The organism is Rhodovastum atsumiense (genome assembly GCF_937425535.1).
Classification (GTDB): domain Bacteria; phylum Pseudomonadota; class Alphaproteobacteria; order Acetobacterales; family Acetobacteraceae; genus Rhodovastum; species Rhodovastum atsumiense.
Genome location: NZ_OW485602.1, coordinates 198,896 through 220,129, shown reverse-complemented (window position 1 = coordinate 220,129; position 21,234 = coordinate 198,896). Strand labels below are relative to the sequence as shown.

General features: G+C 63.5%; 19 protein-coding genes. 7 read left to right on the top strand and 12 right to left on the bottom strand.

The genetic code is table 11. The annotated features are described in order from the left end of the window. Positions 1-399 (top strand): hypothetical protein (locus NBY65_RS30015; RefSeq protein WP_250265951.1); only part of this gene is annotated, 399 nt, incomplete at its 5' end. Positions 400-483: 84 nt separating this feature from the next. Further along, complete coding sequence (locus tag NBY65_RS30010; protein ID WP_250265949.1) at positions 484-1,818, top strand: bifunctional glycosyltransferase/class I SAM-dependent methyltransferase; 1,335 nt, start codon at positions 484-486, stop codon at positions 1,816-1,818. A gap of 57 nt (positions 1,819-1,875) precedes the next feature. On the opposite strand, the gene NBY65_RS30005 is transcribed toward NBY65_RS30010, so the two are convergent. From NBY65_RS30005 to NBY65_RS29965, 9 genes are all read right to left on the bottom strand, one after another. Beyond that, positions 1,876-3,657: a DUF1217 domain-containing protein gene (locus NBY65_RS30005; RefSeq protein WP_250265947.1), complete on the bottom strand. Its 1,782-nt coding sequence runs from the start codon at positions 3,655-3,657 to the stop codon at positions 1,876-1,878. A 4-nt stretch (positions 3,658-3,661) separates the two neighbouring features. Continuing rightward, positions 3,662-3,991, bottom strand: coding sequence for a hypothetical protein (locus tag NBY65_RS30000; protein ID WP_250265946.1), 330 nt, complete (start codon positions 3,989-3,991; stop codon positions 3,662-3,664). A gap of 85 nt (positions 3,992-4,076) precedes the next feature. After that, positions 4,077-4,505 carry a flagellar biosynthesis repressor FlbT gene (locus tag NBY65_RS29995; RefSeq protein WP_250265944.1) on the bottom strand — a complete coding sequence of 143 codons (429 nt, stop codon included), beginning with the start codon at positions 4,503-4,505 and terminating at the stop codon, positions 4,077-4,079. Positions 4,506-4,564: 59 nt separating this feature from the next. Then, positions 4,565-4,972: a flagellar biosynthesis regulator FlaF gene (flaF, locus tag NBY65_RS29990; protein ID WP_250265943.1), complete on the bottom strand. Its 408-nt coding sequence runs from the start codon at positions 4,970-4,972 to the stop codon at positions 4,565-4,567. Between the two features lie 111 nt (positions 4,973-5,083). Then, on the bottom strand, positions 5,084-6,766 hold the full coding sequence (locus tag NBY65_RS29985) for a flagellin N-terminal helical domain-containing protein (protein WP_250265942.1): 1,683 nt from the start codon (positions 6,764-6,766) through the stop codon (positions 5,084-5,086). A 336-nt stretch (positions 6,767-7,102) separates the two neighbouring features. Next, entirely contained in the window at positions 7,103-7,501 is a 399-nt protein-coding gene (locus tag NBY65_RS29980) for a hypothetical protein (protein ID WP_250265941.1), read from the bottom strand. 34 nt (positions 7,502-7,535) lie between these two features. Further along, the gene (locus NBY65_RS29975; protein ID WP_250265940.1) at positions 7,536-7,865 is read right to left on the bottom strand and encodes a rod-binding protein; all 330 of its coding nucleotides are present in this window, start codon (positions 7,863-7,865) and stop codon (positions 7,536-7,538) included. 12 nt (positions 7,866-7,877) lie between these two features. Continuing rightward, positions 7,878-8,354, bottom strand: coding sequence for a bactofilin family protein (locus tag NBY65_RS29970; protein WP_250265939.1), 477 nt, complete (start codon positions 8,352-8,354; stop codon positions 7,878-7,880). A gap of 326 nt (positions 8,355-8,680) precedes the next feature. Then, positions 8,681-8,995, bottom strand: a complete 315-nt coding sequence (locus NBY65_RS29965; protein ID WP_250265938.1) for a hypothetical protein — start codon at positions 8,993-8,995, stop codon at positions 8,681-8,683. A 288-nt stretch (positions 8,996-9,283) separates the two neighbouring features. Here NBY65_RS29965 and NBY65_RS29960 point away from each other — a divergent pair, with 288 nt between their 5' ends. Together NBY65_RS29960 and NBY65_RS29955 are read left to right on the top strand one after the other, a co-directional pair. Next, positions 9,284-10,987, top strand: coding sequence for a hypothetical protein (locus NBY65_RS29960; protein ID WP_250265936.1), 1,704 nt, complete (start codon positions 9,284-9,286; stop codon positions 10,985-10,987). 312 nt (positions 10,988-11,299) lie between these two features. Continuing rightward, positions 11,300-12,826: a tetratricopeptide repeat protein gene (locus tag NBY65_RS29955; RefSeq protein WP_250265935.1), complete on the top strand. Its 1,527-nt coding sequence runs from the start codon at positions 11,300-11,302 to the stop codon at positions 12,824-12,826. A gap of 75 nt (positions 12,827-12,901) precedes the next feature. Here NBY65_RS29955 and NBY65_RS29950 read toward each other — a convergent pair whose 3' ends face one another. Then, positions 12,902-13,348, bottom strand: a complete 447-nt coding sequence (locus NBY65_RS29950; protein WP_250265934.1) for a VOC family protein — start codon at positions 13,346-13,348, stop codon at positions 12,902-12,904. 29 nt (positions 13,349-13,377) lie between these two features. Then, entirely contained in the window at positions 13,378-13,800 is a 423-nt protein-coding gene (locus NBY65_RS29945) for a hypothetical protein (protein ID WP_250265933.1), read from the bottom strand. 184 nt (positions 13,801-13,984) lie between these two features. Between NBY65_RS29945 and NBY65_RS29940 the strand changes: the two genes are divergently transcribed. Beyond that, complete coding sequence (locus NBY65_RS29940) at positions 13,985-14,806, top strand: S1 family peptidase (RefSeq protein ID WP_250265932.1); 822 nt, start codon at positions 13,985-13,987, stop codon at positions 14,804-14,806. Between the two features lie 48 nt (positions 14,807-14,854). Here the strand turns inward: NBY65_RS29940 and NBY65_RS29935 are convergent, their stop codons facing one another. Beyond that, complete coding sequence (locus tag NBY65_RS29935; RefSeq protein ID WP_250265931.1) at positions 14,855-17,689, bottom strand: ATP-binding protein; 2,835 nt, start codon at positions 17,687-17,689, stop codon at positions 14,855-14,857. A gap of 572 nt (positions 17,690-18,261) precedes the next feature. On the opposite strand from NBY65_RS29935, the gene NBY65_RS29930 reads away from it, so the two are divergent. Then, positions 18,262-19,974: a PAS domain-containing protein gene (locus NBY65_RS29930; RefSeq protein WP_250265930.1), complete on the top strand. Its 1,713-nt coding sequence runs from the start codon at positions 18,262-18,264 to the stop codon at positions 19,972-19,974. A gap of 621 nt (positions 19,975-20,595) precedes the next feature. Further along, positions 20,596-21,231 carry a hypothetical protein gene (locus NBY65_RS29925; protein WP_250265929.1) on the top strand — a complete coding sequence of 212 codons (636 nt, stop codon included), beginning with the start codon at positions 20,596-20,598 and terminating at the stop codon, positions 21,229-21,231. Positions 21,232-21,234: the final 3 nt, after the last annotated feature.

The following is a 21,234-nucleotide window of genomic DNA, read 5'->3' as shown; positions in this document are numbered from 1 at the left end:
TCCAACTACTTTGTCGCCCGCCCCGCCTTCTGGCGGGAGTGGCTGGCCCTGAACGAGGTCCTGTTTGCCCTGTGCGAGGGACCGGACAGCCCCCTGCGCCAAGCGCTCTGCAGGCCAACGACCTATCCCGAGACGGTGCAACGGAAGGTGTTCCTGCAGGAGCGTGTCGCTTCTTTGCTGCTGGTGACCCAGCCACAGTGGCGCAGCGTGGCCTACAATCCGTTTGGCATGGGCTGGTCGGCATCGCGGTTGCGCGAACATCCAACCGACGCGGTCATCAGTGATGCATTGAAGATAGCATTTCGCGAGCAGGCATATCCTGAGTACTTGTCCGCCTTTGTCGGCGTGCGGGAGCGGTTCCGTAGTTCATCCGCGCCAGAAGGCGAGCAGTCTGAATGAAGCGCACGGCCACAAAGTCAATGCCGCACAGAATAATATAACACCTTTGGAGCTTTCTACGGACACGAAGAAGGAGAAAATTTCGTGAATGTGCAGGAAATTCCAATCATTACAGTATGTTATAATACTCCAGACCTTATTGAGAATTTAATTTCACAACTTCGAAATTACTATAGTAATATAATATATATTATTGATGGATCTGACGAAAAATACGCCAAATCCATCGCTGATATTGCTAAAAAATATAGCAACGTTAATTTGACGCACTTCAATTATAACATTCATCATGGTCCAGGGATGAAATGGGCTTTTCAGAATCTTGGTCTCTCTGGTCGTGTTCTTGTTCTTGATTCCGATGTCCACATTATTCGTGGAGGCTTCGTCGAAAAACTCGCGGCGATCCTGCAACCTCATATGTACGGCGTGGGTTGCCTCAACTGGGTGAACCGGGAAGGGTTCAACATAGATTACCGGGACGGGGCGATCAGGTATCTGCATCCGGCAGTGATGCTGTGCAATATGGATGTAGTACAGCAATGGCCAATGCCCACCAAGCATGGAGCCCCAATGGTGGAAACCATGGTGGCGTTGCACGATGCCGGCAGATCAGATTTGCTTGGCCATGCCGAGTGGTTGGAAAATGATTTCTCGAACTCTGATAATAAGAATTATCTTATTCATGATTCAAGGGGCACAGTGTTCAGGGTTGGAACGTACAATCTTGATGAATGGCAGGCAAGCGTCATGGAAGATCGTGTAAAGGCAGAAGGTTACAACAAAGAATTGCTGGCAATGATCCCGAAAGATGCCAGAGGTATTGTTGAAGTCGGCTGTAATAACGGCTCTCTGGCCTGTGCCTACAAGCTCATCAATCCGCAATGTATTTATACTGGAATAGAAATAAACTCAATGGCGGCCGAAAGCGCACGGCGCCATTGTGACTCCGTGCTCGCGATGGATATCGAGAAAGCGGAGGAAGGCTTTTTCCGGGAATGCATGAGCCGGAGCAATGTCTGGGTGTTCGGTGATGTTCTTGAACACCTGGTTGATCCATGGAGCTTACTGGGGAAAATCCGGAGGACCTTGCCGGCCGATGGATGTGTCGTCATATCCCTCCCCAATGCGCAGCATTGGAGCGTGCAGGGGAAGTTAAGCTGCGGTTTTTTACGATACGAGGAGCATGGTCTGCTTGATAGAACTCATCTGCGCTTTTTCACGCGCATCACGATGCTTGAACTTTTGCATGGAGCCGGTTTCCGGGTTGATCAGGGCGTAACCAGGAACTTCGGTGGCATCAACAGCAGCAATGTCATCGCGGCGATCAAGCTCATGGCCGCATCCTTCGGGGCGGATCCGGAGATGGCACTTGCCGATTCGCTGCCGCTTCAGTACGTCGTGCGCGCGGTACCGGCATAGCCACGCCAGTTGCGTATCTGCGCGGTGGTGATCATGGAGCCCGCGGCTGCCGGATGATCAGTTGCCCTGGGTGTTGGCAAGCAGCAGCGCGGCCAGGCTGGCGCCACTGAGCGTACTGGTTGCGCTCGATGCGCTGATGCCCGTCATGTTGCCCAGCATCATCACTGCGGGGTTCAATGAAGTGGCGCTGGTGGACGATGCCGGCACGTCAGTGCCGTTCGCCATACTCATTGAGACGAATTTGTTGAGCAAGGCGGCGAGCTTGGTCGGATTTTGGAAGTCCTTGACGTCCATCTTCGACTTCAGCATCGAGACCTGCCTGTCTACGTCCAGTTTCACGAAAGTGTCGGGCAGGCCGAAGGCCGTCTGGATGACATTGGCAAGCGGGCGGTCGGAAATCACCGAGTACCAATTGGTGATCTTGGGCAACTGGCGTTGCGCATACAGCGCCTTGCGCAAGGCGTCGGAAGAAGTGTCGCCCACCACCTGCTCGAATTTCGCCTGGGTGTAGAGCTGCACCACCTGGTCAATGAAATTCTTGCTGGTCACGGCGGGTCCGCCCTGCTGGGCCACCGCCTGTGAGCCTGCAACCAGCTTGGTGGGAGCGGCCGCGGTGGTGCCGTCGGAGGCAGCCGCGAAGATGAAGGAATCAGTGGTGCCGCCGCCCTGCCTGTCCTTGAACGTCAGCGTGTCGCCGTCCGCGGTTACGCTGATGCTGCTGCTGTAGTTGTCAGCCTTGTGGAATGCGGCCTGCAAGGCCGAGGCGACCTGCGCAGGTGTCGAGGCAGAAGAAAGGTCCACATTCTCCACCGTCACACCGGCAAAGTGCCCGCTGAAGGAATCGAAGCCGAGGCTGCCATTGAGATCCTTCAGCGTCAGCGAGGTCGCCGAGGCACCTGCCGTTGGGCCTTCCGACTTCGCGGCGAAGGTAAAGCTGTGCGAAAGACCGCGACTGCGCCCATCCGTGAGCACCAGATTGGATCCGTCAGCGGTCACGGTGATATCAGTGCGGCCGCCATCGGCCTTCTGGAAGGCGCTCTGCAATATGGCAGCGACCTGGCCGGGGGTCGTCGCCTTCGTCAGGTCGACGTCCTTCAGCGCCACATTGGCGAAACTGCCAGCGAAGGACTGGAATACACCTTTGTCCAGGCCATCCAGCGTGACCGTGGTCGAGGCCGCAGTCGCGCCTGGCACATTCTCACCGGTATCGAAGGTGAAATCCTGCGCCGTGCCGCGGCCAAGGGCATCGCTGAACTGCAGCTTGAAGCCGAGGGCCTTTACCGTGATGTCGCTGCGGTTGCCGTCGGCACGTCGGAAGGCGGCCTGCAACTTCGCTGCGATCTGGTCTGGCGTTACCGCATCCGTCAGCCAGACATCCTTCACACTGACACCGCCGAAGTTGCCAGAGAAGGAATTGAAGGCCTGTCCAGGATCCTTGATTTCAACCGCCGCCGTGGAGGCAACCGCAGCCTGCGCTGCCGTTACCTTCGCACCGTAATTGAACGCCGCCGCGATCGAGCGGTAGCGAGGATCGGTCATGCGTGCGGCGGCTGAAGTCTTGTCCGTGACATCCGAGGCAAGGACCTGCTTCATCAGCCCCTGCATGCCGATTTGCGCCGTCAACCCGAAGGCAGTCAGGGCGATCTCCTCGAGGCGCGGATCCTTCAGCAGCGCCTCCGGCGTTGTGGCCTTCGGCGCCTTGTCACGGAAATACGCGATCTCCCGCTTCAGCACGGGATCATTGGTAAACGCTGTGAAGTCCGCCGGCTTCTTTGTCTGCAACGTCTTCCAGCCGGCCAGGCCGGCGGGGATGCCCAGATTGGAAACCAGCAGGTCCATGGCGTCACGCAGTCTCTTCGAAGCCTGTGGTGTCAGGCTGGTTGTCAGCTTCGTCTTTGGGCTTGTAGTCAGCAGGGATGCGCAGCAGCACACGGTCGGTGGCCGGGTCACGCAGCTCGCTGTAGAGATGCAGCGTGCGCGCGTCGAACTTCACGTCGAAGCTCGGCGAGGGCGGCGGTGCCTCTTCGCGGCGAGACGCCGTCTGCACTTCGGTGGTTCCGGCCTGGGCCGGCGCGGGTTCGGCGCGCGCGGCCTTCACCTCGGTCTCCTGCGTCTCCTGCGTCTCGGGGGACGCAGCGGCGGGGGTCTTGACGGACGAGACTGCATCGATCACGGCTTGAGTTCCTTTCCTGTTGCGGCGTTCTGCCGTTCGGGGACGGAATTCTTCAGTCCGACGAGCAATCCTTCAGGCATGGGGTTCAGCCTTGCCCCAGTCGGGCCCGCCGCCAGGGCGGCGGGTCCAGGTTCAGCAGCGATGCCTCCACGCCGATCAGTGTCTGCAACTGTACCAGCGCCTTGTAGTAGTCACCGGCGGTAACCACCCGGTCCACTTCATCCAGTGCCACGAGATTGTCGGGGCGGACGAAGGCCCGGCGCAGGGCAGCCAGTTGCTCCTGGTAGGCCGCCACCAGCTCGGGCGAGGGCGGTGGCTTCAGCAGCATCGCCTGTACGTGGAAGTACAGCCGTTTGGTTGGGGTATCGGCCTGATCCTCCTGCAGCACGTCCTTCTCGCGCAGGATATGGGCGAAGTTGCGCACCATCAGCGTGGTGCGGTAGCCACCATTGACCATGACTGCGCCGTTGACGACGAGCTGTTCGTTGGCCCCGAGCTTGAGCTTGAGAGGCATCAGGCGTTCCCGGGCGCGTGCGCCCTGCATGAGGGTGAGGCCGTCCGCTGAGGCGGTGCTCAGCTGCGGCTGTCCGGTTCGGCCTCCATCGGCGGGCACAGCCCGAGCATCACCGCGCGGTTGGTCTCCACCAGGTCGTGCAACGGAGTACCTTCACGCAGTGCGCGCGTGGTCTCGCCGTTCACCCAGATGGCCAGGCTCAGCAGGTTCGCGCGCAATTGCTCGGGAAGGGCGTTCGTCTCATCGACCAGGTCGCAGGCCAGTGCGGTCCACAGCTCGCGATTGGCGTGCAGGGCCCGGACACGGTCCGTGAGGCCGGCAGCCGGATGGCTGGCTGCTTCCAGTGCTGCGGTCGCCTGGGCGAACACACGGCACTCGATTTCACGCGCCGATTCAGTGTGGCGGATGATGTTGCCGTAGACCGAGGCGGCGCTGGGCGCTGCGAGAAGCTGGGCGGAGTCGGACATGGTGCGGACCTTCTGTTCGCGAGGAGGGGGCTCAGGCCGGCCCGTACGGGCCGGCAGGCGCAGGCGGTTGGTGCGGGGCCGGCGTTGCCGCCGGTCCCGCACCGGTCAGGCTTACTTGAACAGTGACAGGATGTTCTGCGGCGCCTGGTTGGCGATCGAGAGCGCCTGCGTGCCGAGCTGCTGCTGCACCTGCAGCGCGGTCAGGCGGGCGGACTCGGTCGACATGTCGGCATCCACGAGGTTGCCCACGCCGGCCTGCAGGTTGGCAACCAGGCTGTCCACGAAGGTCTTCTGCGTCTCGACCCGCTTCTGCGCCGAGCCGAAGGTGGCCGAGGCAGTCGTCACGGTCGAGGCGGCGGTGTCGACCTGCGTGAGCAGGTTGGCGTAGTCGGTGGTCGCGCTGGTGATCTGGAGATCGTCAGTGGCGTCCGCCGTCGCGATCGTCAGGGTGTTGTTCCCTGCGCCGTTGGCAGCGATTGCACTGGAGGTGATGCCCAGCTTCGTTGCGGCGCCGGCGGTGCCGAAGTAGTTGCCCGAAGCGACGGTCGTCGTTCCATCCGCGGATGTCCAATCCGTGCTCTGCAGAGCGGTCGAGATCGCGCTGGCAATCGTGGCGCCCGTGATGCCGTCACCGCTGACGCTGTTGACGTTGAGGGCGATGGTGTAGCTCAGCTGAGTAGCGTTGCTCGCGTCTGTCGCGGTGGAGCTGCTCAGGATTCTGCCGGTGGCTTCGTTGCTGATCTGCAGTTTGATTGTCGTGCTTTGCGACGATACCGTACCTGCGTGGGCACCCTGTTGGAATTTGAAAGTGAAGCTATCCGAAGTTGTCAGCGGAACGCTGTCCTGGAAGCTCAGGGTCGTTTCACGAGTGGCAACCGCAGCGGCTGCGAGCATTGTCGAATTGGCGACGCTGGTGACCGAGCCGGCTGTCGTACGGGTGGCCATGCTGAAGGCGAGATTGCCAGCGCTGTCTACCGACGCATGGAAAAGCTTGGCAAATTCCGTATTGGAGTTGAGGTTGCTTGCCGTCGTAGAAGCGGTGTCAGCATTTGCGACGGTAATGTTGAAATTCGTGGTCTGTGATTTTCCCGTCGAGTCAACATAAGTGACGGCAAAAGTCTGTGTGCCGGCAGCGCCGGGAGCAGTGTAAACGTAGCCAACCTGCCGCGTCGCATAGGCGTTCTGCTCGGCAGTCACCGCCGCAGTCTGGCCAGATGCATTGAACATCTGGTCGGAACGTGACACCACCGACAGATTGCCAAGGCCAGTAAGAGAGCCCGTGGAGCTGGTGTTCAGGTTGACACCGTCGACGCTGATGTAGGCTGGCGTCGAGTTACCTGATCCGTCGGTAACAACGGAAGAAACAAACTTCTGAGTATCTTTCGAATTGAGCAGGTTGACGCCGTTGAAGCTGGCTGCATCCACCGTGGACTGGATCTGTGCAACCAACTGGCCGATGTCGTTCTGAACCTTATAGACATCGGTCCCAGGGGCCTTCGAGGCGGTCACCTTGGCACGGATCTGGGAAACCAGGTCGGCGATCGAGGAGGTGGCGGACACCGCGGTGCCGATCACGCTGTCGGTCTGGCTCAGGTTGGAGCTGACCTGCTGCAGATTGGCAATCGAGCCCTTCATCTGGGTGGAGATCGCCCAGGTGGCGGCGTCGTCCTTCGAAGTGCCGACCTTCAGGCCGGTGGAGATGCGGTTCTGGGTATCCAGCAGGTTCTTCTGCGTCGCCTGGAGATTTTGCAGGGCGACCAGCGAACCGAAATTCGTGAGGATCGAGTTAACCACGAGGGAAAGCTCCCATTCAGGGCGGGGTTTTCGGGAGCGCCTTTCTGACGCAAGCCGCACCATGAAGGGGCCTTCGGGCACCGGGCTGCGGCGCCATGGCTTTTAGCAAAACGTCCATTAACCTGGAAGCGAAAATTGCTCCAGAAATTCTCCTGATAGGAATGCAAGGCCATCACAGAGACACGCAATAGTAGCGGCGCACCAATACAGGCAACGCGCCGCCCGGCACTGGCAATTGTGATTTCGCAATTTCATTGAGCCTTCTCTTCCCCCTGCGCGAGAGGGAAGGAAAAAGCGTCGGGGAAGAAGCAGGGGGAAATCCTGCCTCCGTCCTTTTCAGATTTGTGCGTCCAGCCGCGCCGCCAGCACGTGGCGTGGGCGCTGTCCGTTCGGGCCATAGATGCCAGGATCAGCCGCGGAGCTCAGTGCCGTGCGCAGCACACCGGCGGTATGTTCCAGCGTTGTTTTCACCGCTTCCAGCACGATCGCGTTCTCGTCGGCCGCTGCCATCAGCTCGCGCAATGCCGCCCGCGCTACCGGGGCGAGGTCGGGAGATGTGGCGTCATGGCTGCGCAGAAACACCGCGAAGGCAGCCTGCTTGGCTTCCGCCGCAGCGGCCAGTTCGCGCAATGCGCCGGCATGGGCCAGCGCCGTTTCCTGCTCCAGGGCCCGCGTGAGGCGGGCCGCGGCCTGCGGAAGCGGCAATGGGGAATCGTTACGAAGAACTTCGCTCATGGAGAAGACTGCCTTTCGCAGACGGCGATCGAGATCAGCGGGACGGGGAGGACCGACGCGTTGGGCCACTCGCCCCTAATGCGCGCTCGATTTCGCGGGCGAGTCCGGTACCGCCACTGGCCACCGCCGCGTCGCCGAGCGCCTGGTCCATGAACACTTGCCAGGATTTCTCGGCGCTGCCGGTGGCAAAGGGACCGTGCGGTTTGGAAGGGGGACGTGCCTGGCGCAGCATCTCGGTCATGAACACGGCCTCGAACTGGCGGGCCGTCTCGTGCAGCCGTTTGTCAGATCTGGTGCTGCTTCCGGCGGAAGGGCGGGCAGGCAGGGTGGGCGCGACGGTCAGCCCGGGGGGATCGAGGGGCATGCGCCGCCCCGTTCAGTCCGCCGTTTCGGCAAGTTGCGCCATGCGGCTCTTGAGATCGTCGAGCCCAATCACCGTGCGTTCCAGCGTGGCCTGCATGGCGGCCTGGGCCGTCGCGGCGTCGAGCGGGGCCGCGTAGCTGGCCTGCGGAGACGGGGGCGCCTCGTCGCGCTGCTTGTGCACGCCGCGCACGCGCGCGCCGCGCTCGATGGCGATTTCGGTATAGGACATGTCGGCATCGACGCGCGCGGCGCGCAGTACATCGATCTCGCGGGCAGCGACACTGCCTTTCACTTCGCCGGCGATGCGTACCGATCCGGCCTCGATGGCGCCTTCCACGCGGCCTTCCTCGCCCACGGCGACGCGGTCGGCGATCACGGTGCCGGTGACCGAACCTTCGATCCGCAGGTTGCCGGCGGCGCGGATGGTGCCTTCCAGCACGGTATCGGCGCCGATCACCGTGCCTGGAATGGCCGGGCCAAGGTCACGCATGGGGGGGCCGGGGGGGACCGGCAACGGGGGGGCCAGGGTGTCGGCAAGCGGAGCAGGAGGGCGCGCAGGCTCAACCGCTCGTGCAGGCTCGGGCATTTGGAACGACGACTCGTCCAACAGGCGCCGACCTTCGAAGACGATCTCCGGTTCGGTCTGTGGCGCCTGCTTGCGATTGAACATTGGGTCGGCCCTTTCCATTCTGGATGCCCGGCGCCCGGGTCTGCGTGGCTCTTTCGGCGCCATTCTGGCGGCCGCGGCACAAGTCACGCCTCTAGTCTAGGGATTTCGCAAAATTTGGCAAGGAGATTTACAACCCTTGCGTGCCTTCATGCGGCGTCTCTCACCTGTTCTTTTGCAGTCGGCAATGCGGCCAGGGCTGCCACCAGCGAGGGTTCCAGCGGGGCCTCCACGGTGGCGATGACAGCGGCGATGTCTGCCCCATGGATCGAGATCTTCGCATCCAGCGCCAGGCTGCGCAGCCGCGGGGCACCGAAGCGGGCAAGTTCGCCGGCGCGAGCAAGCACGGCGGCGGAAAGGGCGGCGATCACCTCCTGACGGGTGAGCGTGATATCCTGGCTCACGTAGTAGGTGTTCGGCAGGGCAGGCAAATTGGCAGTGGGCTGGGGCGCTTCAGGGAGCATGGTGATTCTCCTGGGACCATCATCGTGGCGGCCGGTTCTGGCCTGGCACCCCGCTATCACATTTTCGCAAGAGATTTCCAGCAGTAGTCAGTTGCTCTTGCGAACCGGCCCGTCTCCTGCTTAAAGGGCCGGGGAATACAAGTGCAAAATTCACTGGCAGCCCCATGTCGGTGAACCGCCGGCATTAGCAAAGGGCGCCGTCCCGAACGGTTTCACCACCCGTCCCTGGGATATCAGGGGCAACACTGCGCGAAATGCGGTCGTGCAGAAAGCACGCGAGGAGCGATCATGGCGGGATTGAAGGCGAATCCGGGCACCGCGCCCGCGCACCTGGTGCAAGTCCAGGGAGAAGGCGCCAGTCTCGGCCACTTCGCCATCATGCGCATCTCGCCGGAGACGGCGCCGAGCCTGCTCGCCCGCAAGCGCCCCGGCGCCGGACGCAACCCCGCCGCCGTCGCCGCCTATGCCCAGGCCATGCGCAGCGGCGAATGGGTGCTGAACGGCATGCCCATCATCCTCTCTCGCAGCGGCGTGCTGCTCGATGGCGTGCAGCGTCTCTATGCCTGCCTGGAGGCACAGACCCCCTTCATCACCGTCTATGTCGAAGGCGTGCCCGACGACACCCTGCACACCATCGACCAGCAGCGCCGCCGGTCCTTCACGGGCGTGCTCGAAACCCGCGGCATCCCTCGCCCCGCGGCCGTCGCCGGCCTGCTGGCCAAGCTGATCCGCTACGACGACGGCACACTGACGCGCGGCACCTCCACCCCCCCCTGGAGCCGCATGGAGCGCGCGCTGGAGGCCAACCGGGTCGAGATCGACACCGCGGTGAAATTCAGCTTCGACAGCCCCGCCCGCGTCCTGACCGAGTCGATCCGCTCGCCGCTCGCCTTCATGGGATTGCAGGTGGACCGCCATGCCATCCGCCGCTTGCTCGACGCGATCGCCCATCCCGAGCGCTTCGAGGCCGGCGAACCAGGGGTGATGATCCGCCGCCGCCTGGTGGAAGGCCGTGCCGACCGTGCCCACCGGCTCTCGCCCGTGGCGCTGTTCGCGGTGGCGATCAAGGCGCTGAACGACACCGTGGCCGGCACGCGCAGCGATGCCTATACCTGGAGCGACGGCGCGCGCGGCACCCGCGCCGAGCCGTTTCCCCGCCTCGCCGGCTACCCGGGGCTGAAGGATCCCGTGGCCGGCGAGCAACGCGAAAGCGCGCTCGCCCGCGTGGTCGAGACGGCGGAGGCGGCCCTCGCCGACCCGTTTGCCTTCCCGATGACGATCGAGACGATCACCCCCGACCGGGCCGAGGAATACCTCGCGCACAACCGCGGCAACCGGAACATCGTGCAATCACACGTGGCCGCCCTCGCGCGCGACATCACCGCGGGGCAGTGGATGTTCAACGCCCAGCCGATCTGCTTCTCGCGCTCGGGACGGCTCCTGAACGGCCAGCACCGGCTGTCGGCGGTGCTGGAGGCGGGCCAGCCGATCGAGGTTCTGGTCATGCGCGGCCTGCCCGAGGAGGCGTTCGAAACCTACGACAAGCAGGCCAAGAAAGCGCCCGTGGTCGAGGGCGAATTCGAGGAATTCGGCGACAAGGCGCTGATCTCGGCGACCGCGGTGCTGCTGTGGCGCCGCGAACTGAAGCCGGCCGGCCAGCCGAATGCCCGTCCGACCGCGACCGAAGTGCGCGAGGTGATCCGTACCCATCCCGAGCTGATGCGTCTGCGCGGCTTTGCCCGCAAGATGACGCGGCACGGGCGGTCCTCGGCGATGCTGTACGCAGCGCACCGCATCCTGCGCGATGATGCCACACTCGGACAGGTGTTCCTCGATCGGCTGGAAACGGCGGCGAATTTGCCGGCCGGGCACCTGATTCTGCGCCTGCGCGATCGGCTGATCGATTTGCGCAAAGCTGACCAAAATACGCAGATCGACGAGATCATGGCGGCCTGGGAGAAGTTCCGGAAGAAGCCGGGCATCCCGCTTTAGCGGTCGGGCCAGCCACAAGCGATCGTGGCGCGAATTGCCCGGCTCCATCGGGGCAATTCGCCTTTTCGATGCCTGCCAGGAACCATGCCTCCTGGAGTTGGATTCACATGCTGGCGCGGCGCGGCAGTCTCACGTGAGTGAAAGATGCATTGCGGTCACGTTGCTAAAAATTAGCGGTGAATAATCTTATCTTCACCATGAAGATTGCAAATCTCTATCCCCCAAGAAGGGGTCTAAATATTTTTAAAAATGGGATCTGAGTGGCATAATATTTTCTGATTTCCTTAATATTTACCTCAAAGCACTAGATGGATGAAGCGTCATTCACGTCAGACTGCCACAAAGCAGGGCAGACCCGGACTGCGGCAACCGGCCCTCTCTGCTGAAGCGGTGTTTGCCGAGGCTTCCCGGCATCATCAGGCCGGATACCTGGATGAGGCCGAACACCTCTACCGGCAGGTTCTTGCCATCGAGTCCCGACATGCCGACAGCCTGAACCGGCTCGGAACCATTGCCTGGCAGCGAGGGCATCACGACCGGGCCATTGATTTGATCGGCCGGGCCATCGCGATCGATGGCGAAAATGCTTCCTTTCATTCCACCTTGGGGGCCGTGCTCGACGAGCAGGGGCGGCCAGATGCGGCGATCGCCTCCTTCTGCACCGCTCTTCGCCTCAGGCCGAATTACCCGGAAGTCCTGAACGACCTCGGCAACGTGCTGTTGAAGCAAGCCCGGCCGGAGCAGGCAGCCGCTTGCTACCGCCTGGCCCTGGAGATCACCCCGGACAATCCGGGAGCATACAGCAACCTGGGCAAGGCATTGCAGGAGCAGGGCCACCCGGAGGAAGCATTCACCTGCTTTCAGCGAGCCATCGCGCTGGCGCCCGACCTGCCGGACGCACGCCACAACCGGGCGATGGCATTATTGGCCCGGGGAGACATGGCGGCGGGCTGGCAGGAGTACGAATGGCGTTGGCGAACACCGCAGATGACCCGATTCCGGCGCGATTTTCCGCAGCCCCAGTGGCAAGGTGAAGCAGCGCCGGGACAGACCTTGCTGATCCACGCCGAACAGGGGTTTGGTGACACCCTGCAATTCTGCCGCTACGCCTCGTTGGCAGCAGCCCGCGGTTTGCGGGTCATCATGGAAGTGCAGCCACCTCTGCTGCGGCTGCTCCGTGATCTGCCGGACGTCGACCGGGTCGTGGCACGCGGTGAGGAACTGCCGCAATTCGACCTGCACTGTCCGATGCTCAGCCTGCCATTCGCGCTGGGAACCACCCTCGCGACCATTCCCGGCGACACACCCTATCTGCATGCGGATGCAACGCAGGTGGTGGCCTGGAAAGCCCGTCTTGCTGCGACTGTCGGCCAGAGACAGCGCATCGGCCTGGTCTGGGCAGGCAATCCTCGTGCACACTTGGCTGTTGGAGCGGCATTGGATCGTCACCGTTCAATACCGCCGGAGCGGCTGGCATCCCTGCTCGACCTGCCCGGGCGGCAATTCTTCAGCCTGCAAAAGGACGGTCCGGCAGCACCGGCCGGTCTGGGGCTGATCGACCACATGGCGGAGATGAAAGACTTCGCCGATACCGCTGCGCTGGTTGTCGCCCTCGATATGGTCATCTCGGTCGACACCGCGGTGGCGCATCTGGCGGCGGCGCTGGGGCGTCCGGTCTGGTTGCTGGACCGCTTCAATCCGTGCTGGCGCTGGCTGCTCGGGCGGCGTGACAGCCCGTGGTATCCAACGCTGCGGATCTACCGGCAGCCGCGTCCGGGCGACTGGGACGCTGTCCTCACCGAAGTTGCCCGTGATCTCGGTAACCTCGGGCAAACATGAACTCCGGACTTACCGGTCGGGTAGTCGGCCGGGGGAATATCCCAACCGACCACCCGATCGGCATGCGCTGCCCGTTTAGGCCATGCAGTTTTCCCGCACGACTGACCTCGGCTCATTCCTGGACGGAGGACTTGCGGCCGCCGTCCGGCGTGGCTGCTGCAGCAGCCAGTGATTGCCATCCGGATCCCGGAACGTGGCAATGCAGGCTCCCCAGGGAGCAAGGGTAATGGGGGAGATATGTAATCCGGCTTTCGCAAGTGACCGATGGGTCGCCTCGATGTCATCGGTTTCAAGCGTGAGCCCGGTCAGGCTGCCGGGTGCCATCGTGGGATGCCAGGTAACCAGGGAGATCGTGGTTCCCCCCTGCGGAGGCTCGAGCTGGACCCAGCGCAGCCCCGCATGGCTCATGAAGTCGAGCGGTTGCTCGCTGATGACGTGAAAGCCAAGTGTGCGCGCATAGAATGCCTTGGCGCGCTCCTGGCAACTGACCGGGACCTGGATGATGCCAATGCGGGTGTCCATTCGTTCCCTTTCCCCTGGTTGTTTCGCCATCAGGCGAGGCGTTCGAGCTGCAGTTTGCGCAATATCTGCGCTTCGTCCGCACGTACGGCGGTGCGGCGGTCGGTGGCCCGCTTTGCCGCTGCTTCGGCATTTTGCTGCACTGTCTCCAGACGCTTGAAGTCGACCACCGCTTCGCGCAGGGCAGTGCGGGCCGCCTCCTCGGTGCGCTCGAGCTGCGCGCGCCGCGAGTCCAGGGCCACGCGGCGTTGCGCATCGGGGCGCACCCAGGCGGCATAGGCTGCAAGCGCTTCCGGCCCGGTCGCCGCGAGATCGGCCTCCGCAGCAGCCTGCCGAACATGCGCCGCCACCGCTGCCTGCGCGGCCGCATGGGCTGCAGCAATCCGACCAAGCTCGATCCGGCGTTCGTCCGCTTCCGCATGAGCCAGTCTGATGAGAAGGGGGAGGCCGCGCACCTTAAACCTATGGTTGATTCACCAGGCAAAATACCACCAACACGCGCTCTTGCCAGTAAGTTTCGCAGATTTGTGGCCAGTGAGATTCGCATGCACAATGCCGTGAGCCATGCTATCCGAAAGCCTTTGGAAAACGAGGAAGCCTGATTGTAGGCACGGCATCGGGAATATGGCCGGGAGAAGAATGGTTTGGAGTGTGCTTGGCGCACTCGCGGGCAGTGCATTGCTGGCGGGCGGGCTGCTGACAGGCGAAGTGGCCGGGGCGGTGCCGCAGCCGGCTGTCCCCGAGGCACCTCCGGTTCGCCATAGTGCGGGAAGCGGTTTCGCAGTGGCGCCGGGGTTGGTGGTGACCAACGCCCACCTGGTACTGCGTTGCCGCCAGGCCGATCTGCCCCTGGTTGAGGTTGGGCGACGCGGTGCCTGGCGCGTGGTCTATGAAGATCCCGATCTGGATCTTGCCCTGCTCGCTCCCCCTGCGGGCGGAGCGTTGCCGTCGCTTCGCCTGTCGGCCGCGCGGCATCTGGCACCGGGCGCAGCCGTGATGCTGCTTGGCTATCCCGGTGGTGAAACCCTGGCCTCATTGGTTGGCACCCCCGGTCGGATCGCCGGGGCGACCCTGACCGTGCACCGGCCAGAAACAGGCCGGGTTGCCAGTCTGCAAACGCGCGACGCTTCCGGCCGCGAGGTGACGCCGACCTGGGCCGATGGGGTCGCGTGGTTCGGCGCGGACAACGCGGCCCGGTTGCGCTGGGTGGTCCAGATCACCGCGGGCACCGGTCCGGGCGGCAGTGGTGGCCCGGTGATGGATGGGGCAGGAGCGGTGGTAGGCGTGGTGTTTGCCGGCCAAGCTGGTGGCCCGACTTATGCAGTGCCGCTGGCCGACCTCGTGGGGTTCCTGGTCAGGGCCGGGTTCGTTCCGGATTTCGCACCACCGTACGAAGGCACACCCAACTGGCCGATGGTTCAGGACGCGGCGGCGGGTTCAATGGTGCGGCTGGCCTGCTGACGCCACGGCAGGAATACTTACGAAAGCACACAGCTTGAGCGGGCGGGCTCACCGCGCCGACGGCATCGGGTTGGGATGGCGGACCAACGGACAGGCCGGCGAGCATGCGCCCCCCATACCCGGCATTGGCGGAACATGGTCCGCCACCAGTGCCGCCACGGCCTGCTGCGCCAGCACCTCGATTGCGGCAACACGGCCAGGCGCATCCACGGGAGCGTCGCGCCTGAGGTCGTTTTCCAGACTGCGTGCCGCCATCTCCAACCCGCGCAGCCCGAGCGTGCCGGCGCTGCCGGCCAGCGTGTGGGCTTCCCGCGTCAGTTCGGGCATCGCCGTTCCTTTCGCCAGTGCCCGCAATCGCACAAGTTGATTGGGCACATCCTTCAGAAAGGTAGTGACGACCTCCGCGAGCGTCTCTTTTCCCAGCGTCTCCGCAAGCGTGTCCAGTACCGCTTTCTCCGGCCCTGCCGTACCACAGACATGCTCGATCTCACGCGCCAGCCGCTCGCGTGTGATTGGCTTGGGCGCGAAACCATCCATCCCGGCGGCCCGACATTCCGCTTCGTCGTCACGAAACGCGTTCGCGGTCAGCCCGATCACCGGAACCCGGCCGGCCGTCCCCGGCAGGGCGCGGATAGCCCGCGTCGCCGCCAACCCATCCATGACCGGCATCATCACGTCCATCAGGACGAGATCCACCCCCCCGCGTTGCACCACGGCCAGCGCCGCCGCTCCGTCTTCCACCGTTTCCACCTGATGCCCCAGCTTTTCCAGAAGGCCGGAGGCAACCAGCCGATTGACGTGGTTATCCTCAGCCAACAGCACGCGCAGGCGGCCGACCCGGTTGGACGCCTCGCTGGTCACGGAGACCGCACAGGACAGCCTGACCATGATGTGAAAGCGAAACTCCGCCCCTTCGCCCTCGCGGCTGTCCACGGCGATGTCACCGCCCATGGCGATGACCAGGCGCCGGGAAATCGCCAGCCCCAGCCCGGTGCCACCGAAGCGGCGGGTAATCGAGCCATCGGCCTGGGCAAATTCCTGGAACAGATGCCCTTGCAGATCGGCAGGAATGCCGACGCCGCTGTCGCGCACACGGAAATCAAGGCGCCATCCCAGCCCGGCCGGTGTGGCACCGAGTTGCACCGCGATGCCGCCCGTATGGGTGAACTTGATGGCGTTGCCCATCAGATTCAGCAGCACCTGCCGCAGACGATGTGCATCACCACAGACCTGGGCGGGTACCTGCTCATCCACTTCCACGCTCAGCCATAACCCCTTCTCCTCGGCCAGGGGCGCCATGATGGTGCGCACCGCCGCCAGCAGCCCGGCGGGTGCGAAAGGTGCCATTTCCAGCTCGATCGCACCGCGATCGATCTTGGAAAAGTCGAGAATGTCATTGAGCAGGTCGAGCAGATGCCGCCCGGAATCCCGCACTGTCCGGACATAGCGTTCCTGCTGCGGGGACAGAGGCGTGTCATGCAACAGCTCGGCTGCCCCCAGAATGCCATTGAGCGGCGTGCGGATTTCGTGGCTCATCACCGCAAGAAACTGCGTACGTGCCTGCACGCCCGCCTCCGCTGCCTCCCGCGCCGCCTGCAGGGCCGCCTGCGCCTGTTCCCAGGCAGTGACATCGCTGAAGGTGCGGACCACCGAGCGATCAGGCAATACCCGGGTGCGGACCTCCAGCACGGTGCCATTGGGACGGGTGCGCTTGTACAGCGGCAACACATTGCTGAAAAAGCCAGCCATCTGGCCAATGAGCGCCGTCGCTTCCGGCGGCTCGACGGCCCCCGTGAACTCTCCGGCGGCGACCTGCCAGGCGGTGACATCCTCGATATGGCTGCCCTGGCGCAGATGCGGCGGCAGATCGAGCAGTTCCGCCAGCCGGCCGTTCATCACCGCGACACGCCCGCTCGGCTCGACCATCAGCAGGCCCTGGCTGATGTTCTCCATCGCGAGATTCAACTCTCGCTGCGCCTGCTCGCGTCGGCGCCGATGTCTTGATTCGGCAAGCGAAGCCAGGATCACCACCAGCGTAAGCACAAGGCTCACCAGCACGGCGCGTCCTATGTCGCCGCGATGCTCGGCCAGCACCTCGTCCTCAGCGAGGCCGACCGACAGCACCAGCGGCAGGCCGGGCAGACGGCGAAAGCTTTCGATGCGTCGCGTCCGGTCGTGCAGATCCGTCCAGGTGAGATGGCCCGCTGCGGTCCGTACAGCGTCGGCAACCACGGGGCTCGTACTGACGTCCCCCGTGGTCATGCGCATGTCCGTCGCGGCCACCCGCGCCAGGATCATGCCGTCCGCGCCGAACAGCGTGACCGTCCCCTGCGCGCCGACATCCGCCACGGAGGCAAAGCCCAGCAGATCCCGAGGTGCGACCGAGACCACGACGAGACCGTTGAACGACCCGTCCGGCCCCCGCAGCAGCCGCAGGAACGGCAATGTCCACGCTTCCGGTGCCTGCCCGGGCAATGGCGGGCTGATATGCAATCCATCCCCGGAAGATGCGGCAAAGCGCCGGAAATGCGTTTGGTCCGAGAGATCAGGATGCGCGAACGGCCCGGGCGGGGTGCTCAGACGCACCTTCCCATCCGGCCCGAGCACCATGATTCGCATGGGGATGTGCCGCATGGGAACGAGAGCATCCAGCCAGGTGGCGATATCAGGTCCCTGGGTGCCACGTTCGTCCAGCGCCCGCACCAGCAGTGCCGCATGATCGATCTCGACGATGCCGCGCAGAAGGGCATCGGCATAAGCCTGCGCCCGGCTGGCGCCATTGGCTTCCGCCGCGCGCAATGTATCGCTGCGCCCCTCGGTCAGATGGATCGCAGCCACTCCCCAGACCAGTGCGATCGCAACCACCGCCCATGGCTGGCGCATGCCGATCCGACGGCCAGCCCGCCCCAGCGCCCGATAAAAGGCGGCGAGAGCGTCGTGTGGCGCGGTTATGAATCGGCGGCATCGGCCCACGTATCGCCCCATGTGCAATCCTGCAGGTGCGCACCCGGTGCCGCACCGCACAATCTGAGAGAGAACAACAGGACCGGCCTATCACGCAGCCAGGCCGCTCACCAGCCGGGGATTGTCTGCAATTTTGGTAACTCCGCCGCTCAACTGCGGCCTGGATCTTGTCGCATCGCGCGGGTCATCTTCGATCTCTCCGGCGCGACGGGTGCATAGGCCGGCGTCATTCGGCCTTCCGCTTGCCGCCCCGTGCGATGATTCCGGACAGTTTCGCAGGAAGCTGACGCGTTCGATCGCGTGCCAAGCTGACGTCGGCACGCGGCAATGCATTCTCAGAATGCAGATCATAGTTCAGTAAATGCTTAATAATTTTCTAACTAATTAACATTATCCATTTATAAAAAATGCCGGACGTAGCGTTTTCTTCACTTGGCAAAATCAAAATCAGCTCATATTGTCGAGTATCACTCTTATGTGAAGGCACAGCCTTGGGCGCCACCCCATCGGAACATCCGCGCGGCCAGACATGCCGGCCATCCGCGCCGCGTGTGCCGGCCACCGCGTGGTTAGGGGTGGGATGTCTGCTCCTGTTTACCCTGGGGCTCATTGCCGGTGTCTTCGGTACGCTCGGATCCACCCGCCCCGGAAATGGCCACCGCGATAGCAATTTCGCCACTTCCGACGCGGAGCTGTCTCGTCTCGTAACGACCACGGCCGCGAGATTGCTCGCTGATCTGCGGCAGGAAGCGACAATCCGGCATGCCTTGTCGCTTCCGCATGGCACCGCCGGATTTTCCAGGCAGGAAGAAGGGGGGGGATGGCCGCCCCTGGCACGACTCCCTGCCCGCCTCTCCGATCAGCCCATGGCAGCCGTGATTGCTGAAGCCGGGGACGGAGGGCTTGCCGAGGCGGCCAGCCATGCTGCTGGCGCAGTCATCACCGATGCACAGGCCATCCTGCGGTCGGATGACATCCGGCAGGAAAATACACCGTCGCAGCGTATCCTGCCGTTTACCGTTCTGGCCCTGGCAGCGACCAGTGGAGCGCTGCTGCTGGGTGGCGTCCTGGTCCTGCGCCTGCGCGCCACCTCCGTGACACGGGCCGAAGCCCTGGATGTCGCGGAACTGCAGTGGCTCCTGGGCTCGCTCGACCAGGCCTGTGTCATGGTGCGCGATTGCGACGACATCATCCGCTTCTGGTCCGATGGCTGTCAGCGTGTCTATGGCTGGACCGCGGCACAGGCCGTCGGACGGTCGGCGCAGGATCTGTTGCAAACAATCTTCCCGGTGCCCGAGGACGAGTTGCGCGAGACGCTGCTGCGCGAAGGCGAATGGCGTGGCGACCTGCGGCAGCGCACGCGCGACGGCGCAGAGGTGACCGTCGCCGCGCACCTTGCCGTGCGACTGGATGACTCCGGCGAGGTCGTTGCCATTCTCGAGGACACGACCGACGTGACAGCGCTGCGCGAGGCGGAGGCGGCGCTGAGCGAAGGTACCGAGCGGCTGCGCACAGTGATGAATGCCGTGAACGAGGCGGTCGTGGTGGCAACGGCCGATGGATGCATTGCGTCCGTCAATCCCACGGCGCTGCGCCTGTTCGGTTACACACGGGCCGAGGACCTGCTCGGCCGCGATGCGGACCTGCTGGTGCCACCCGCCTGCACGGCACGAGGACTACGCGGCCGTCGCCGCGACGGCTCGGAATTCCCGATCGAATTGTCGCTGGTCAATGGCAACGATGGTGGTCACACCGCCCTGATCCGCGATGCAAGTTCTTCGGGCCAGGCGGCTCTTGCGCTACGGGAGGCCGAACTGCGGCTGCGGCTCGCCCGGCAACTCGGCGAGATCGCCGATTTCGAATGGACGATCTCGGACTCCATGGCCATTGCGGGACCGGACTGGTGCCGCTTGTACCGGCTCCCCCCCGGGCGGGAGCGACTGTCCTGGCAGGACTGGGTCGCGCTCCTGCACCCCGAAGACCGCAAGCGTGTCATCGGTGAGATGCGCGTGCTGGTCGCTCGTGGCGGGGCGATCACGACCAGGTTTCGCATCCATGGCGGTGATGGCGCCGTGAGACAGATCCGCCTCCATGTGGAATCCGTACGAGCCGCCGACGGCACGACGCTACGGCTGATCGGTGCGCAGCAGGAAGTCATCGCGGATACGCCACCGACACGGGCCGTTCAGCGCTCAGCGGCTTGATCGGGCGAAGATTCGCTTTCTGGGTCAATACCGTATCCGCTCATCGGCCAATCGCCTGCCTCAGCGCCAGTCAAAGTCACGACGCGTGATACGGCGACACCGTGGCCAGCCGAGCGGGTGAACCGGCAGTTCGGCCCCCCGTCCTCTCAAGCAGATGCTGCATGATCGCCGCCCTGTCCGAGGCAACAGTCTGAACTGAGCATCTGGCCGAGAGTGCAGGATGCCCGCAATTCCAATTGCGAAATGCGCGAAAAAACCCTACATCAAGCGCGCAAGGGTAGAAAATCCTATGCTTTCGTTTCTGAAGTCCCTGTTTTCGCCTGCATCCTCCCGTATTAGCCCCGCCGAAGCGGAAGCCAGGCTGGTGCTCCTGCGCGAGCGCTTCCGCATCGCGGTTGCGATGAACGGAGCACGTGTCAGCAGATCTCTCTCCGTGCCCCCCAGGGCAGTACCAAGCTGACATTTGTCCCACGCCAAAACAAAAATAATGAAGCAGCTTCAGATGTGATGGCATCGATATCGACAATGCCATGAGCATGGCGACACTTCCTGACTCAATCGCGCGCCGGAAACGGCTTAAACGACAATCACGAACGCGTGATATTGGTCGGGAATGCCAAGGTGTCTATTGCCCTGCGTCCTCTGGTCTCGCTCGCCGGTTCACTGCTTGATCGTCTTTGGCGGGTTCGCATGTCCAAACCGGTCGGCGTGCTCTTGCCTGACTGGAGCGACCCCTTTCTCCCCGATCCCGTCACGGCCCTTCCAACCCACCTGGAAACGGAGCTGCGGGATCAACTCGGTCTGCTCGCACTGCGCCTGCATGAACTCGGCCCCACCTTGGCGGCACGTGAAACCCTGCGGTTGGCCGGTCGCGACCAAACCCGCATGGTGGTTCTGCTTGCATTGGCAGGATGCGCCCCCTGGCAGGAAGTCGGCCCAGGAGCAGCGATACGCCTGGCGGCAGACAACGTGACCTATGAGCTGCGCGCAGCAGAGGGTGAAGGCGCACCGCATGCCGAGCATGCCGTTGTGACCCTTGCCCAGCATCTGCGGATTGGACCTGCCTCGATCACCGACACAGCGACTTTGGCCGGATCGGGCGGTATCCTTTGCCTTTCACTCGTCTGTGCCCTGCGTGACGTTGTGCTGCGCCTCGGCACTGCCGGCGAGATGCTGCTGGCCACCGAGGTCGCATGCGCCGGCGGGTTGGATGCCGCGCTGCTGCCCTCGCCGGCCACAGCGCGGGTGGCAGCCTGAACC